Origin of the sequence: Mucilaginibacter rubeus, from assembly GCF_003286415.2 — a bacterium.
Classification (GTDB): Bacteria; Bacteroidota; Bacteroidia; order Sphingobacteriales; family Sphingobacteriaceae; genus Mucilaginibacter; species Mucilaginibacter rubeus_A.
Genome location: NZ_CP043450.1, coordinates 1395520 through 1410591 on the forward strand (window position 1 = coordinate 1395520; position 15072 = coordinate 1410591).

General features: G+C 43.6%; 13 protein-coding genes. All 13 read left to right on the forward strand.

The genetic code is table 11. The features are described 5' to 3' along the window. Positions 1–50: 50 nt before the first annotated feature. The 13 genes from DEO27_RS05750 to DEO27_RS05810 all read left to right on the forward strand — a co-directional run bounded on the left by DEO27_RS05750 (position 51) and on the right by DEO27_RS05810 (position 14858). Complete coding sequence (locus DEO27_RS05750) at positions 51–662, forward strand: gluconate 2-dehydrogenase subunit 3 family protein (RefSeq protein ID WP_112572222.1); 612 nt, start codon at positions 51–53, stop codon at positions 660–662. A gap of 3 nt (positions 663–665) precedes the next feature. After that, positions 666–2381, forward strand: coding sequence for a GMC oxidoreductase (locus DEO27_RS05755; protein WP_112572220.1), 1716 nt, complete (start codon positions 666–668; stop codon positions 2379–2381). Between the two features lie 276 nt (positions 2382–2657). Beyond that, positions 2658–4337 (forward strand): GMC oxidoreductase, encoded by a 1680-nt coding sequence (locus tag DEO27_RS05760; RefSeq protein WP_112572218.1) that lies wholly within the window; start codon positions 2658–2660, stop codon positions 4335–4337. 38 nt (positions 4338–4375) lie between these two features. Next, positions 4376–5803, forward strand: a complete 1428-nt coding sequence (locus DEO27_RS05765) for a Gfo/Idh/MocA family protein (protein WP_112572216.1) — start codon at positions 4376–4378, stop codon at positions 5801–5803. Between the two features lie 117 nt (positions 5804–5920). Beyond that, positions 5921–6487, forward strand: coding sequence for a gluconate 2-dehydrogenase subunit 3 family protein (locus DEO27_RS05770; RefSeq protein ID WP_091175423.1), 567 nt, complete (start codon positions 5921–5923; stop codon positions 6485–6487). A gap of 146 nt (positions 6488–6633) precedes the next feature. After that, positions 6634–7785, forward strand: a complete 1152-nt coding sequence (locus tag DEO27_RS05775; protein ID WP_223818169.1) for a Gfo/Idh/MocA family protein — start codon at positions 6634–6636, stop codon at positions 7783–7785. A gap of 26 nt (positions 7786–7811) precedes the next feature. Next, a complete protein-coding gene (locus DEO27_RS05780; RefSeq protein ID WP_112572214.1) occupies positions 7812–8864 on the forward strand; it encodes a sugar phosphate isomerase/epimerase family protein in 1053 nt (350 codons plus the stop codon). 229 nt (positions 8865–9093) lie between these two features. Continuing rightward, on the forward strand, positions 9094–10401 hold the full coding sequence (locus tag DEO27_RS05785; protein ID WP_112572212.1) for an MFS transporter: 1308 nt from the start codon (positions 9094–9096) through the stop codon (positions 10399–10401). Between the two features lie 141 nt (positions 10402–10542). Then, positions 10543–10986, forward strand: coding sequence for a c-type cytochrome (locus DEO27_RS05790; RefSeq protein WP_112572210.1), 444 nt, complete (start codon positions 10543–10545; stop codon positions 10984–10986). A gap of 10 nt (positions 10987–10996) precedes the next feature. Further along, complete coding sequence (locus DEO27_RS05795) at positions 10997–12220, forward strand: nucleoside permease (RefSeq protein ID WP_112572208.1); 1224 nt, start codon at positions 10997–10999, stop codon at positions 12218–12220. A gap of 25 nt (positions 12221–12245) precedes the next feature. Further along, entirely contained in the window at positions 12246–13139 is an 894-nt protein-coding gene (locus tag DEO27_RS05800) for a hydroxypyruvate isomerase family protein (RefSeq protein ID WP_112572206.1), read from the forward strand. 51 nt (positions 13140–13190) lie between these two features. Continuing rightward, positions 13191–14066 carry a sugar phosphate isomerase/epimerase family protein gene (locus DEO27_RS05805; RefSeq protein ID WP_112572204.1) on the forward strand — a complete coding sequence of 292 codons (876 nt, stop codon included), beginning with the start codon at positions 13191–13193 and terminating at the stop codon, positions 14064–14066. 21 nt (positions 14067–14087) lie between these two features. Continuing rightward, positions 14088–14858, forward strand: a complete 771-nt coding sequence (locus tag DEO27_RS05810; protein WP_091211460.1) for a DUF1080 domain-containing protein — start codon at positions 14088–14090, stop codon at positions 14856–14858. Positions 14859–15072: the final 214 nt, after the last annotated feature.

Genomic DNA, 15072 nt, shown 5'->3' on the forward strand with positions numbered 1-15072 from the left:
AATACCGCGGATGATAAAAGGAGCTTCGCTAAAACAATTTAGTTTAAACAATGGACCGGCGTACCGTCATTAAAAACCTGGCTTTGATAATAGGAGGGGCAGCATTGCTTCCGGCCTGTTCGCAGGATAAAGCAAAGTCGAAGGTTGCACTTAAAAATATCGATATCACTGCCGATCAGGAGCAGTTGATAGGCGATGTAGCTGAAACTATTATTCCTAAAACAACAACACCGGGCGCTAAAGACCTGCAACTGCATTTATTTGTACTGAAGATGCTGGATGATTGCTATAAAAAAGAAGATCAGCAGGCGTTTGTAACCGGTATGGGACATTTTGCAGATCAGTCTAAAAAATTATATAGTAAAACGTTTGACCAGCTGGATACTAAAACCCGCGAAGCATTTTTGCTGGGTATAGAGCAGGAGGGTAAAGCGGAAGAAGCCGCTGCTCAGAAAAGTGGCGATGAAAAAAATGCTGCACCGGCCACGCCACCAGCAGGCAAATATTCGCCCGAACTTAAAAAGTTTTACAGCATCGTAAAAAGGCAAACCATAAACGGTTACACCAATTCAAAATATTTCATGACCAATATAGTGGTATATGAACTTGTGCCGGGTAGGTACAATGCGCATTTCCCTTATAAACAAAAGCAAGCAGTATAAGTAATGGCTAATTTAAATATCGACAGCGTTAAAGAACGCACTTTCGACGCGATAGTCATTGGCTCGGGCATGAGCGGGGGATGGGCTGCTAAAGAGTTTACAGATAAAGGCTTAAAAACACTCATTCTGGAACGAGGGCGCGATGTTAAGCATATTAAGGATTATCCCACCACTAATATGTATCCCTGGGAATTTGAACACCGCGGCGAATTGCCAATGTCTGTTCAGGAGGCTAATCCTATAGTAAACCGCTGCTACGCGTTTGGTGAAAGCGCCGCACATTTTTTTGTAAAAGATGCCGAGCATCCATATATACAGGATAAACCTTTTGACTGGATCCGCGGTTACCAGGTTGGCGGCAAATCCCTGCTTTGGGCCCGCCAGACTCAGCGCTGGAGTGATTTTGATTTCGAGGGCCCTGCCCGTGATGGTTTCGCTGTGGATTGGCCTATCCGTTATAAGGATATAGCACCATGGTATAGCTATGTAGAGAAATTCGCCGGTATCTCCGGTAACCGAGATGGCATCGCCGAATTACCAGACGGTGAGTTTTTACCGGCATTTCCGTTAAATACCGTTGAAGAATATTTTAGGGATCACGTAAAAAGTAAATATAAAAACCGGTATGTGATCAGCGCGCGTTGCGCGCATTTATCAACTCCTAAACAGATCCACCTGGATCAGGGTAGGGTACAATGTCAGAGACGTACTATCTGCGAGCGTGGCTGCCCGTTTGGAGGATACTTTAGTGCCAATGCTACTACAATTCCATGGGCGTTAAAATCAGGCCACGCTACGTTAAGGCCTTTCTCGGTGGTTGAATCCATTATTTATGACGACAAGCTTGGCAAAGCGACCGGCGTAAGGGTTATTGATACCAATACCAAAGAAGCTATAGAATACTATGCCAAAGTAATTTTTGTTAATGCCGCGGCGTTAAACACCAACTTGATATTGTTAAACTCCAAATCGCATCGTTTTCCTAATGGTTTGGGTAATGATAGCGGTGTGTTAGGTAAATATGTAGCGTTTCATAATTATTCGGCCCATATTGGTGCCGAGTATGATGGTGCTAAGGAATGGACAACCGATGGCCGTAACCCGGCAGGTGGTGGCTATATTCCACGTTTCAGAAACGTATACAAACAGGAAACCGACTTTTTACGCGGCTACGCATCGGGCTTCAGCGCATATAGGTATCCGGAACGCAGTTGGGATGGGGTAGGCAGCAGCCTGAAAGATAACCTGGCTAACAAAGAGCTTGGTCCATGGCATGTAGGCTCGCACATGATGGGTGAAACCATTCCGAAGGAAAGCAACTTTGTAAGCCTTGACGATAAGCAGAAAGATACCTGGGGCGTACCATTGCTTAAAATGAACATCGATTATGACGATAACGATGAAAAGATGAAGAAGGATTATGTGGAGCAGTTAACTGAGATGTTCACCAGCGCCGGCTTTACCAATATTAAAGCCAGTACAGATAGGCGGGCTCCCGGTTTGGACATCCACGAAATGGGTGGCGCACGTATGGGCAACGATCCTAAAACATCGATATTAAACAAGTGGAACCAGGTGCATAGCGTTAAAAATGTATTTGTTACCGATGGCGCCAGCATGACCTCAACCTCATGCCAAAACCCATCATTAACTTATATGGCTTTCACCGCACGTGCCGCTGATTATGCCATGAGCGAGATGAAGAAAGGGAATATTTAGTTGCAGTTTTTAGCTGCAGTAGCAGTTATTCAACAGTAGGAATTGCAAAAGTTGCAGTTTTGAGTGGCTGTAGCAGTTGTTAAGTAGTTGCTGAAAAAGTAGCTGCTGTATAAGGGAAAAGCTAACTGCAACTGCCATTGCTACTGCCACTAATTGCCATTGTAACTAAGACCTATGTGTAAAAAAAACACAATGTAATTTTGGAAAATGAATTTTATTCATACATTTAACGAGATAACCAAGTACTAAACAAATTAAACTAATCATATTATTCGTATGTCTGCAAACACTTATGACGCAATAGTCATTGGCTCAGGAATTTCAGGCGGGTGGGCTGCCAAAGAACTTACACAAAAGGGTTTGAAAACCATCATGCTTGAGCGTGGTCGTAATATCGAACACATTAAAGATTATGTGAACGCGACCAAAGATCCTTGGGAATTTCCGCACAGAGGCGGTCGTACCCAAAAAATGATTGAGGATTACCCGGTTCTGAAGCGCGACTATCCGTTAAACGAGACCAACCTTGACTATTGGGCAAGTGATAAAGACAGCCCTTACACCGAAATTAAAAGGTTTGACTGGTTCCGTGGTTACCACGTGGGCGGTCGTTCATTGATGTGGGGACGTCAGTCATACCGCTGGGCGGATGTTGATTTTGAAGCCAACCTGAAAGATGGCATCGCTGTTGACTGGCCTATCCGTTATAAAGATATTGCTCCATGGTATAGCTATGCCGAGCAATTTGCCGGTATTTCTGGTAATAAAGATGGTTTACCAATCCTTCCTGATGGCGATTTTATGCCACCAATGGAAATGAATGTTGTTGAAAAAGACGTTTCAAAACGCCTTAAAGAATTCTATAAAGAAGCACGCCACATGATTATTGGCCGTACCGCCAATATCACCGTGCCGCATAACAACCGTACCAACTGCCAGTACCGTAATAAATGCTGGTTAGGTTGTCCTTTTGGTGCTTATTTTAGCACGCAGTCGGCTACTTTACCTGCGGCTATGGCTACCGGTAATTTAACTGTGCGCCCGTGGTCTATCGTTACCAAAATTTTGTACGATAAAGACACCAAAAAAGCAAAAGGCGTAGAAGTACTGGATGCTGAAACCAACAAAACTTATGAGTACTTCGCTAAGATCGTATTCGTAAACGCTTCAACAATCAACTCTGCATGGATCCTGATGAATTCGGCTACTGATGTTTGGGAAGGCGGCTTAGGCAGCAGCAGCGGCGAGCTTGGCCATAACCTGATGGACCACCACCTTAATGTTAGTGCTTATGGCAGGATTGAAGGCTATGAGGATAAGTATTATTTCGGTCGCCGTGCAAATGGTTTCTATATCCCGCGCTATCGTAACCTTAACGGCGAAAAACGTGATTATATCCGGGGTTTCGGTTACCAGGGTTCGGCAAGCCGCGAAGGCTGGAGCCGTGATATTGCCGAACTGAACATCGGTGGTGCATTTAAAGATGCATTAACCGAACCGGGTTCATGGCATATAGGTATGGGCGCTTTCGGCGAAACATTGCCTTACCATGATAACAAGGTTACTATCGACAAAACCAAAAAAGATAAATGGGGCTTACCTGTTGTTGCCATTGATGCCGAATTAAAAGCAAACGAGCTGAAAATGCGTATCGATATGGAAAAAGACGGCAAAGAAATGCTGGAAGCCATCGGTGCTAAAGAAGTGCAAACTTCCAGCACTAATCCGTTCCTTGGCCGTGGCATTCACGAAATGGGTACCGCACGTATGGGCCGCGATCCAAAAACTTCAGTGTTGAACCAATGGAACCAGGTATGGGATGCTAAAAACGTATTTGTTACTGATGGTTCATGTATGACGTCGGCAGCGTGCCAGAACCCGTCACTTACTTACATGGCTTTAACTGCACGTGCCGCTAACTATGCGGTTGACGCGCTTAAAAAAGGGGAAATTTAATCACTATCACATAAAAACAACCTATAACAAAAACACCCATGACTGAAGAAAAGGACAAAACCCCTAATCCGTCGAGAAGGCAATTTCTTAAAAGCGGCGCCATAGCGGCAGCTGGCTTTATGATCGTTCCGCGCCATGTACTGGGCGGTAAAGGCTTCATTGCCCCGAGCGATAAATTGTTAATTGCCGGCGTTGGTGCAGGTGGTAAAGGCCAAAGCGATATCGCTAACTTTTACAAAAGCGGTAAAGCTGAAATCGCTTTCCTATGCGACGTGGACGACAGAAGATCGGCCAAATCACGCGGCGATTTCCCTAAAGCAAAGTATTATAAAGATTGGCGCGAGATGTTTGACAAAGAACACAAGCATTTTGATGCCGTATCGGTTTCAACACCAGACCATAACCATGCTATCATCACATACAATGCGATGCAGTTAAACAAGCACGTTTATGTTCAGAAACCGTTAACCCATGATATTTGGGAAGCCCGTATGTTAACCGAGGCTGCCAAAAAATACAAAGTGGTAACGCAAATGGGTAACCAGGGTTCATCAAATGATGGTACACGTTTACTTTCAGAATGGTATGATGCCGATCTGATTGGTGATGTACATACCGTTTATTGCTGGACAAACCGCCCTGTTTGGCCACAAGGTATAGCATGGCCTCCGCCACAGCCAAACATTCCTAAAGAATTGGATTGGGACCTGTGGTTGGGTACTGCACCTAAAAAAGATTATGTTGATAAACTGGTTCCATTTAACTGGCGCGGCTGGTGGGATTACGGAACCGGTGCCCTTGGCGATATGGGCTGTCACCTGGTTGAGGCTCCTTTCCGCGTGTTGGGTATCCAGTATGCAAAAGATGTTCAGGCCAGTGTTGGTAGCGTTTATGTAGATGAGTTTAAAGAAGGTCACTTCCCTGAAAGCTGCCCTCCTTCAAGCCACATTACATTAACTTTCCCTAAAACGGAAAAAACTAAAGGTGATGTTACCCTGCACTGGATGGACGGTGGTATTCAGCCAGAAAGACCTATCGAATTGTTAGCAAGCGAAAGGTTTGGCGGCGAAGAAGGCAACGGTACTTTATTCATTGGTACAAAAGGAAAAATGTATGCAAGTACTTATTCTGATGCGCCAACGTTGTTACCAAAATCGCTTACCAAAGATGCGAAAGCTCCGCAAAAATGGGCTCGTGTACCAGGCGGTGCCGAGGGTCACTATGCGCAGTGGGTTGAAGGCTGTATTGCCGGTTACGGTAAAACAGAATTAAGCTCATCGTTTGATAAGGCTGGTCCACTTACCGAGGCATTATTGATGGCAAACCTTGCTGTTCGCGGTCATGAATTACAAGGTGGCAGGGTAAAATTAGTTTGGGATAACCAGGCTATGAAAGTTACCAACTTCGATGCAGTTAACCAATACATTAAACGCGATTACCGCGAAGGTTTCGTGTTGAAAGCGTAATTTAGGAATACGTGATTAGTTGGGAAAAGAGTTACGAAGTTTTTAAAACTTCGTAACTCTGGTAAACACTATTCACTAATCCAACTAATCACTAATTCAGTAAATCAATAATTAAACATGAATAGAAGAGAAGCGATAGGCAGGGTAGGTTTGATCCTTGGCGGTACCATCATCGGCGCCGAGTTTTTCATCTCCGGATGTAAATCATCTTCGCCAAAAGTAAACGACCTTTTTACACAGGATGATGTGGCCCTGATGGATGAAATTGGCGAAACCATTTTGCCTGCAACCTCAACCCCAGGTGCTAAAGCGGCCGAAATTGGCAAGTTTATGACTGTTATGGTACAGGATTGCTATACTGCCGATGATCAGAAGATCTTTACCAAAGGTTTAAAAGACCTGAATGATGCAAGCGACAAAAAATTTGGTAAAAAGTTTTTGGAGGCTACTCCGGAGCAACGTACCGAGTTGTTAACCGCGCTTGACAAAGAACAAAAAGATTATACCAAAACTAAAAAACCCGAAGATCCTAACCATTACTTCAGGATGCTGAAAGAATTAACCCTGCTTGGTTTCTTCACTTCAAAACCGGGTGCTACACAGGCTTTACGTTATATTGCCGTTCCTGGTAAATATGATGGTAACCTGCCATACAAAAAAGGCGATAAAGCCTGGGCAACCTAAAAAATTGCAATATCAATTGATCATACCTTTGGTGATTATCCCAATGAAATTATTGTCAAAAACAGCATTATGATGTAATGCTGTTTTTGACGTATACAATCGATTGAGAAGCCTTTAATTCAAAACATCAACCCCAACAAAAACAAATGAAATTAAGATTAGGAATGATCGGCGGCGGACAAGGCGCCTTTATTGGTGCCGTGCATCGTATAGCCGCCCGTATTGATGGCGAATATGAACTGGTTTGCGGCGCTTTCAGCAGCAACGCCGAAAAATCACAGGCCAGCGGTCTTTTGCTCGGTTTACCGGCAAGCCGCTCATACAGCTCATACCAGGAACTAATTGAAAAAGAAAAACAACTGCCTGAGAACGAACGCGTGCAGGTGATCAGCATCGTAACGCCTAACCATGTGCATTTTGCCCCAACCAAAATGGCGCTTGAGAATGGATTTCACGTGGTGCTTGATAAACCCATGACCTTTTCGCTTGAAGAGGCTAAAGAATTGGAAAAAGTAGTAAAGGCATCAGGTAAACTGTTTTGCCTTACACATACTTACACCGGCTACCCTATGGTTAAGGAAGCTAAGCAACTGATAAAAGCAGGTGCTATAGGCGCTGTTAAAAAAGTTTACGTTGAGTATCCGCAGGGATGGTTAAGTACATTTTTAGAAGGAGAAGATAACAAACAAGCTTCATGGCGTACAGATCCGGGTAAAAGCGGTATTGCAGGTGCAATGGGCGATATAGGTACGCACGCCTTTAACCTGGCCGAGTACGTTACCGGTTTAGAGGTGACAAAGATTTGCGCCGATATTAACATTGTAGTCCCTGGTCGCAAGCTGGATGATGATGGTGCTGCCCTTTTGAAATTCAACAACGGCGCAAGCGGCGTGCTTACTGCTACGCAGATTGCTGCCGGCGAAGAAAATAACGTAAAGATCAGGGTGTATGGTGAAAAAGGTGGTTTAGAGTGGCACCAGAGCGATGCTAATTCATTAACCGTTATGTACACCGATAAGCCTGCCGAAACCTGGCGTACAGGTGGTGGCTATACCAGCTCATTCGCACAGCATAACACACGTACCCCTGCCGGTCACCCCGAAGGTTACCTGGAAGCATTTGCCAACCTATACCGCAATTTTGCTTTAACAGTAAAAGCGGGTTTGGAAGGTAAAGAAGCTACTCCTGAGGAATTGGATTTCCCGGGTATTGAAGAGGGCGTTCGTGGAATGGCCTTTATCGAAAATGTGATTGCATCGGGTAAATCGGACCTCAAATGGACTGATTTCACTATTTAATTCATCATCTATCTAAAACAAAAAATATGACTACTATAAAAGGACCTGCCATATTTATAGCACAGTTTATAGGCGACGCTGCTCCATTTAACAGCCTTGAATCTATCTGCCAGTGGGCGGCTGGTTTGGGCTACAAAGGTGTACAGTTGCCAACGCTTGATGCACGCTTTATCGACCTGCAAAAAGCTGCCGAAAGCAAAACCTATGCTGATGAAATTAAAGGCATAGTTAATGCTGCGGGTTTAGAAATAACCGAACTATCAACTCACCTGCAAGGTCAGCTGGTTGCGGTAAACCCGGTTTATGATACCTTATTTGATGGTTTTGCACCTGAACATCTGCGTGGCAACCCGGCCGAAAGGCAGAAATGGGCTGTTCAACAGTTGAAGTACGCTGCACAGGCCTCAAAGAATTTAGGCTTAAACGCTTCGGTTACCTTTAGCGGCGCGTTGCTTTGGCCTATGGTATACCCATGGCCTCAACGCCCTGCCGGTATTGTTGAAACGGCTTTTGAAGAACTGGCCAAACGCTGGACTCCGATACTGGATGTTTACGAAGAAAATGGCATCGACCTTTGCTACGAGATCCATCCGGGCGAAGACCTGCATGATGGTATCACTTATGAAATGTTCCTTGATCATGTAAAAGGCCACAAACGTGCCAACTTGCTGTATGATCCATCGCACTTTGTATTGCAATGCCTGGATTACCTGGAATATATCGATCTGTACCATGAACGTATTAAGATGTTCCATGTTAAGGATGCTGAGTTTAATCCAACCGGACGCCAGGGTGTTTACGGTGGCTACCAGAACTGGGTTGACCGTGCCGGTCGTTTCCGTTCATTGGGCGATGGACAGGTTGATTTTAAATCGATATTCAGCAAACTAACACAATATGATTTTAAAGGATGGGCCGTGCTTGAATGGGAATGCGCGCTTAAACATCCTGAAGACGGCGCAAGAGAAGGCGCTCAATTCATTAAAGATCATATTATCCGTGTTACCGAACGTGCTTTTGACGATTTCGCAGCATCAGGCTCTGACGACGCGTTCAACAGGAAAACGTTAGGGATATAACCACCCGTGTCATTGCGAGGGGGAACGACGAAGCAATCGCACGCTATACAGGGCCACTCTGTATAGCATGCGATTGCCGCGCTACGCTCGCAATGACATAATTTATTTTTTAAGAAACCGCTTCGTGAAGATGGGATTCACAAGGCAGGATTCATGCCGGTGCAAACCGGCTAAGTGCATTTTGATACAGCCAATTAACCAATTATTATCATAACCTAAATAATTTAAAATGCAAACTATTAACCGTACACAGCTATTCAGGGCAAGCTGCCTGTCGTTACTGGTAACTTCATTGTCATTCGGTATCCGTGCCGGGATCCTGAACGATCAGGGTGTAAGATTTCACCTGAATGCTTCACAGTTAAGCACTATCGCGGCAACCGCATTCTGGGGCTTTCCGCTTGCTATCATTGTCGGAGGTTTTATTGTAGATATCATCGGCATGAAAAAACTGCTGGTGTCTGCTTTTATCTTCCACCTGGTGGGGATCCTGCTTACCATTTTCGCCAATGGCTACTGGACGCTGTTCCTATCAACCTTAATGATAGGGATAGCCAACGGTACGGTTGAGGCTTCCTGCAACCCGCTCGTAGCGTCGTTATTTACAGATAACAAAACAACCAAACTCAATCACTTTCACCTTTGGTTTCCGGCGGGCATCGTTATTGGTACTTTAATAGTATTCGGTCTGGATACCGCTTTGGCACATGGCGTATCGCCAAAACCATACTGGATCTCGCAGGTAGAGATTGCTTTGATGTTGATTCCAACCATAGCATACGGTTACCTGTTCTCAAAATTGGATTTCCCGGTTACCGAACGTGTATCTGCAGGTGTTAGCACCGAGGATATGTACAAGGCATTGTTAAATCCGTTGTTTATATTCATGATCATCTGCATGTTTGGCACAGCCATTACAGAATTGTTCACCAATCAGTGGACAGACGTTTTATTCAAGACAGTTACAGATAACGCTATACTCATCTTAACCTTTGTTGCATCGGTACAGGTATTAGGTCGCGCTTTTGCAAGTCCGATAGTACATCGTTTAGCCCCGCAGGGCGTGTTACTCATCTCGGCTATTTTATCAGCATTAGGTATTTACCTGATGGTACACCTGCATGGTGACGCTATCTATTTTGCCGCGGTGATCTTTGGTCTGGGTGTAGCATTCTTCTGGCCATGTATGATAGGTTTTGTGGCCGAGAACCTGCCACGCACTGGTGCCGTAGGTTTAAATCTTATGGGTGGTGCAGGTATGTTCGGCGTATCTGTTTATATGATGTTCATGGGCGGTTTCTATGATAATATCATGGTTTCCAAATTACCGGCAGGAGCGAACCTGGACGCTTATCGCTCGGCCCCGGCAGGGTCGGAGATGGCCAAAGCGTTTGACGCGGCACGGTCGGCGGCAGGTCCGGAAGTATTGAATACTACCCTCATGATCCCTGTTGTATTAATCGTAGCATTTATAGGTCTGGTGATTTACATGCGTTCACGTAAAAAAACCGCTTCATTAGGTGCTATATCGGTTTAATAAGGCTTTAAATATCATAAAAAGTTGTAATTTTCGCCTGATTAACCAACCCAATTAAAATTACATGATGAAAAACAGCAGAGGTTTTGTTAAAGGCAGATTTTCGGCAAGGTTATCATCGAAAACCACAATTAAACTTTTATGAAAAAAGTATTCGTTATTCTTTGTATCAGCGCAGCGTTTGCTGCCTGCGGCGGAAATTCATCAAAAAACACCGGTGGCAGCGACAGCACTAACGGTGCAAATCAATCAGCAAAAGCTGCTGATGCTAACGCAGATACTGTTGTAGCAAAAACAGGTACCGAACCGGCAGGTGGTTCTGCAGGTTCATCGGCCGGTGAAAAATTAATGGCATCATTAGATTGCAGCACTTGCCATAAAGTTGATACTAAAGTTATCGGCCCTGCATTTGAAGAGGTTGCAAAAAAATATGATGCTTCAGACGCGAACATTGATATGCTTGCTAAAAAAATCATTGCCGGTGGTAGCGGTAACTGGGGTAACATTGCCATGACTCCGCACCCTTCATTGCCTGAAAGCGATGCTAAAGAAATTGTAAAATACATTCTATCATTAAAAAAATAATTAAATTTTCATGACCATAGGGATAAAATCAAAGCTATCGTTCATGATGTTCCTGGAGTTTTTTATCTGGGGCGCATGGTTTGTAACTTTAGGTACTTTTTTAGATAAAACTCTTCATGCTACAGGCGCACAATCCGGCGAAGTTTTTTCTACACAATCATGGGGCGCTATCATTGCTCCGTTTATTATAGGATTAATAGCCGATAAATATTTTAACGCCGAAAAGATCTTGGGCGTACTTCATTTATTAGGTGCCGGCTTGATGTATCTGATGTTTTCGGCTGCCGATGTTTCTGTATTTTATCCCTATGTGTTAGGTTATATGGTGTTGTATATGCCAACCCTGGCGTTGGTAAACTCTGTATCCTTTAACCAAATGACAGACCCTGAGAAAGAGTTTTCAGCTATTAGGGTTTGGGGTACAATTGGATGGATCGTAGCAGGTTTGGCTATCAGTTACTTATTTCACTGGGATTCACCAAAAGGAATAGCGGAAGGCATGTTAAGATATACATTTCTGATGGGGGGCATAGCATCGGCTGTTTTAGGTTTATTCAGCTTTACTTTACCTGCAACCCCTCCAAAGGTTGCAAAAGGCGAAAAAGTTAGTATCGGACAAGTGCTTGGCCTTGATGCCCTGAAGCTGCTTAAAGATCCAAATTTTGCCATTTTCTTTGTTGCTTCCATATTGATCTGTATTCCACTGGCATTTTATTATCAAAACGCCAACAGTTTTTTAACCGATATTAAGGTTGATAATCCTACCGGTAAAATGACCATTGGTCAGGCATCTGAAGTGGCATTCCTGCTTTGCTTGCCTATTTTCTTTAAAAGGGCCGGTTTTAAATGGACTATACTTGTTGGTATGTTGGCCTGGGCGGTGCGTTACGCTTTATTTGCTTATGGTAACGCCGGTGATCTGAGCTTTATGTTGATAATTGGCATTGCCCTGCATGGTGTTTGTTACGACTTTTTCTTTGTATCCGGACAAATTTATACCGATTCAAAAGCCGGTGTGCAATATAAAAGTGCCGCGCAAGGTATGATAACCCTTGCTACCTATGGTGTTGGTATGCTGATAGGTTTTTATGTGGCCGGAAAAATATCAGACAACTATAACGGCCCTGCAGGTCACGATTGGAGAATGATCTGGTTGATACCGGCTTCAATTGCCGCTGCAGTGTTCCTGTTGTTCTTCCTGTCGTTCAGGGAGAAAAAGGGTGCAACCGAATAATTACCAGCACTAACCAAATATAACCATGGCATCAAATCAAAACAGGCGTTCGGCTATTAAAAGCATGATCGCGGGCACGGCGGCTATTGGCGCGTCGGGCGTATTATCTTCATTTACTACCGAAACTGAAAAACATATGCAGGCTGATGACAAGCTAAAAGGCAATATTAATCATGCGGTATGCCGCTGGTGCTATGGTGATTTTACCGTAGATCAGCTTTGTGCGGCCGCTAAAGATATCGGCATAAAAGGTATTGATCTTGTTGGCCCATCAGATTGGCCTACACTAAAAAAATATGGTCTGTTCTCATCTATGTGTAATGGGGCAGAAATTAACCTGACCGATGGTTTTGGCGACAAACAATTTCACGCTAAGCTGCACGAAAATTATACCAAAATGATTCCGTTGGTAGCACAAGCCGGGTACAAAAACCTGATCTGCTTTAGCGGAAGCCGCCGCGGTAAAACCGACGAGGAAGGCTGGAACAATTGCGTTGAAGGCTTGAAACCAATGGTTGCCCTTGCCGAAAAACATAATGTAGTATTAGTGATGGAATTGTTGAACAGCAAGATTGACCATAAAGATTACCAGTGCGATAGGGTAGAGTGGGGCGCTGAACTTTGCCGCAGGCTGGGTTCAGAAAACTTTAAACTGCTTTATGATATTTATCATATGCAGATTGATGAAGGCGATGTGATCCGTAATATCCGCGCTAATCACCAATACATCGCGCATTACCATACTGGCGGCGTTCCTGGTCGTAATGAAATTGACGAAACACAGGAGTTATATTACCCTGCTATTATGCGAGCCATTGTTGAGGTGGGACATAAAGGCTTTGTAGCCCAGGAGTTCATTCCAAAGCAAAAAGACAAAATAGCTTCGCTCAGAAAAGCGGTGCATATTTGTGATGTTTAAACCTTACATCACCTTATCACTCTAAAAAGCTAAACTAACTAAAACAAATACATGACAACCAGAAGAACATTTTTAGCACAAGCCGGATTAATTGCTGCCGGTGCGGTTATTGCACCTAAGTTGGTATCGGCTAAAGCTACAAATAAAGTGGGCCTGCAATTGTATAGCCTGCGCGATCAATTACCCAAAGATGTAAAAGGTGTTATTGCACAGGTAGCAAAAGCCGGTTATAAAGAAGTTGAAACCTTTGGTTTTAACAAAGAAACCGGTTATTGGGGTTTAAAAGGCAAAGAATTTAGCCAGCTTTTAAAAGATAACGGCTTAACAACTGCAAGCGGCCATTACGGTTTAGATGAGTATTTTGGCTCAGGCAAAACTGATGATTTAAACGCTTATATTGAAGTTGCCAATACAATTGGTCAATCGCATATCATCATTCCGGCGTTAAATCACAACTTTATTAAAACGGTTGATGATTGCAAAGGTGTTGCTGATAAAATGAATAAGATAGCCGAGATCCTGAAAAAATCTGGCTTGAAGTTAGGTTATCACAACCATAACTTTGAGTGGGCTCCTGTTGGCGATACTACTTTTTACGATGTAGTATTGAACAATACCGACCCTAAACTGGTAGCCATGGAAATGGATATCTACTGGGTAGTACGCGCCGGTAAAGATCCTGTTGAGATATTTTCAAAACACCCAGGCCGCTTCGAATTTGTACACGTTAAAGACAGGGATAAAACCAATGCCGAACTGAATACAGAAATTGGCAATGGCGATATCGACTTTAAAACCATATTAGGTAAAGCTAAACTGGCCGGCATTAAGCACTTTATTGTTGAGCAGGAAAACTTTACCAACATCGATCCGTATGTGAGCATCGCGAAAAGCGCTTCATATTTGAAAGATACACTTCACGTTTAAACCAATTAAAACCGAATAGAGATGAAATATCCTTTAATATTAACCGCCCTTTTAGCAGGTAGCTGCTTCATGGCGAACGCGCAAAATGCGAAACCTGAAGACACAGAAATTTGGGAACCGGTACCTAAAGTAGTTACCCCGGGCAAAAATTTAGGTGATGCTCCTTCAGATGCCATCATTTTGTTTAATGGCAAAGGCCTTGACGAATGGGTTTCTGTTGAAGATAAGACCCCTGCCAAATGGTTGGTAAAAGGTGATGTACTTACCGTAAACAAAGCTACAGGTAACATCGAAACCAAAAAAAGCTTTAACAATTACCAGTTGCATATTGAATGGAAAGTACCTGCAAGCATTACCGGTACCGGACAAGCCCGTGGTAACAGCGGTGTGTTTTTAGCCTCAATAGGTAAAGGCGATGCCGGTTACGAGTTACAGGTTTTAGATTCATACGAAAACAAAACTTACGTTAACGGTATGGCAGGCAGCTTGTACAAACAAGTTATTCCGTTGGCAAACCCTGGCCGCAAACCTGGCGAGTGGAATGTTTATGATGTGATCTGGACTGCTCCTGTATTTAACGAAGATGGTTCATTAAAATCAGCAGCGAGAGCTACTGTGTTTTTCAATGGTGTATTGGTTGAAAACAACTTTGAGTTGCTTGGTCCTACACAGTACATTGGCAAACCATCTTACGAGGGTAAAAAACATGGTCCGTCGCCAATTAAATTACAAGCTCACGGCGATAAAAGCGAGCCGCTTAGCTTCCGTAATATTTGGGTAAGAGAGTTGTAAGCTATATCAATAGTGAAAAATATTATAAGCCTCCTGGTAAATGCCGGGAGGCTTTTTTTATGTTGCAATTTTGAGCTTTTGCCTGCTGAATTCAATATTGCTTAATGGTATCTGTTTTGTTACTTTTTTTGTCTATTTTAAACTTATAAATAATAGTGACCGTATAAGTTAAGCTATAAGCCATTTTGTTTCTTGCTTAGGTAAGCCAATTTTT

Excerpts from the sequence above, each read along its gene's own strand:
- DEO27_RS05750 (WP_112572222.1), top strand. The coding sequence starts at position 51 with ATGGACCGGCGTACCGTCATTAAAAACCTGGCTTTGATAATAGGAGGG.
- DEO27_RS05755 (WP_112572220.1), top strand. The coding sequence starts at position 666 with ATGGCTAATTTAAATATCGACAGCGTTAAAGAACGCACTTTCGACGCG.
- DEO27_RS05760 (WP_112572218.1), top strand. The coding sequence starts at position 2,658 with ATGTCTGCAAACACTTATGACGCAATAGTCATTGGCTCAGGAATTTCA.
- DEO27_RS05765 (WP_112572216.1), top strand. The coding sequence starts at position 4,376 with ATGACTGAAGAAAAGGACAAAACCCCTAATCCGTCGAGAAGGCAATTT.
- DEO27_RS05770 (WP_091175423.1), top strand. The coding sequence starts at position 5,921 with ATGAATAGAAGAGAAGCGATAGGCAGGGTAGGTTTGATCCTTGGCGGT.
- DEO27_RS05775 (WP_223818169.1), top strand. The coding sequence starts at position 6,634 with ATGAAATTAAGATTAGGAATGATCGGCGGCGGACAAGGCGCCTTTATT.
- DEO27_RS05780 (WP_112572214.1), top strand. The coding sequence starts at position 7,812 with ATGACTACTATAAAAGGACCTGCCATATTTATAGCACAGTTTATAGGC.
- DEO27_RS05785 (WP_112572212.1), top strand. The coding sequence starts at position 9,094 with ATGCAAACTATTAACCGTACACAGCTATTCAGGGCAAGCTGCCTGTCG.
- DEO27_RS05790 (WP_112572210.1), top strand. The coding sequence starts at position 10,543 with ATGAAAAAAGTATTCGTTATTCTTTGTATCAGCGCAGCGTTTGCTGCC.
- DEO27_RS05795 (WP_112572208.1), top strand. The coding sequence starts at position 10,997 with ATGACCATAGGGATAAAATCAAAGCTATCGTTCATGATGTTCCTGGAG.
- DEO27_RS05800 (WP_112572206.1), top strand. The coding sequence starts at position 12,246 with ATGGCATCAAATCAAAACAGGCGTTCGGCTATTAAAAGCATGATCGCG.
- DEO27_RS05805 (WP_112572204.1), top strand. The coding sequence starts at position 13,191 with ATGACAACCAGAAGAACATTTTTAGCACAAGCCGGATTAATTGCTGCC.
- DEO27_RS05810 (WP_091211460.1), top strand. The coding sequence starts at position 14,088 with ATGAAATATCCTTTAATATTAACCGCCCTTTTAGCAGGTAGCTGCTTC.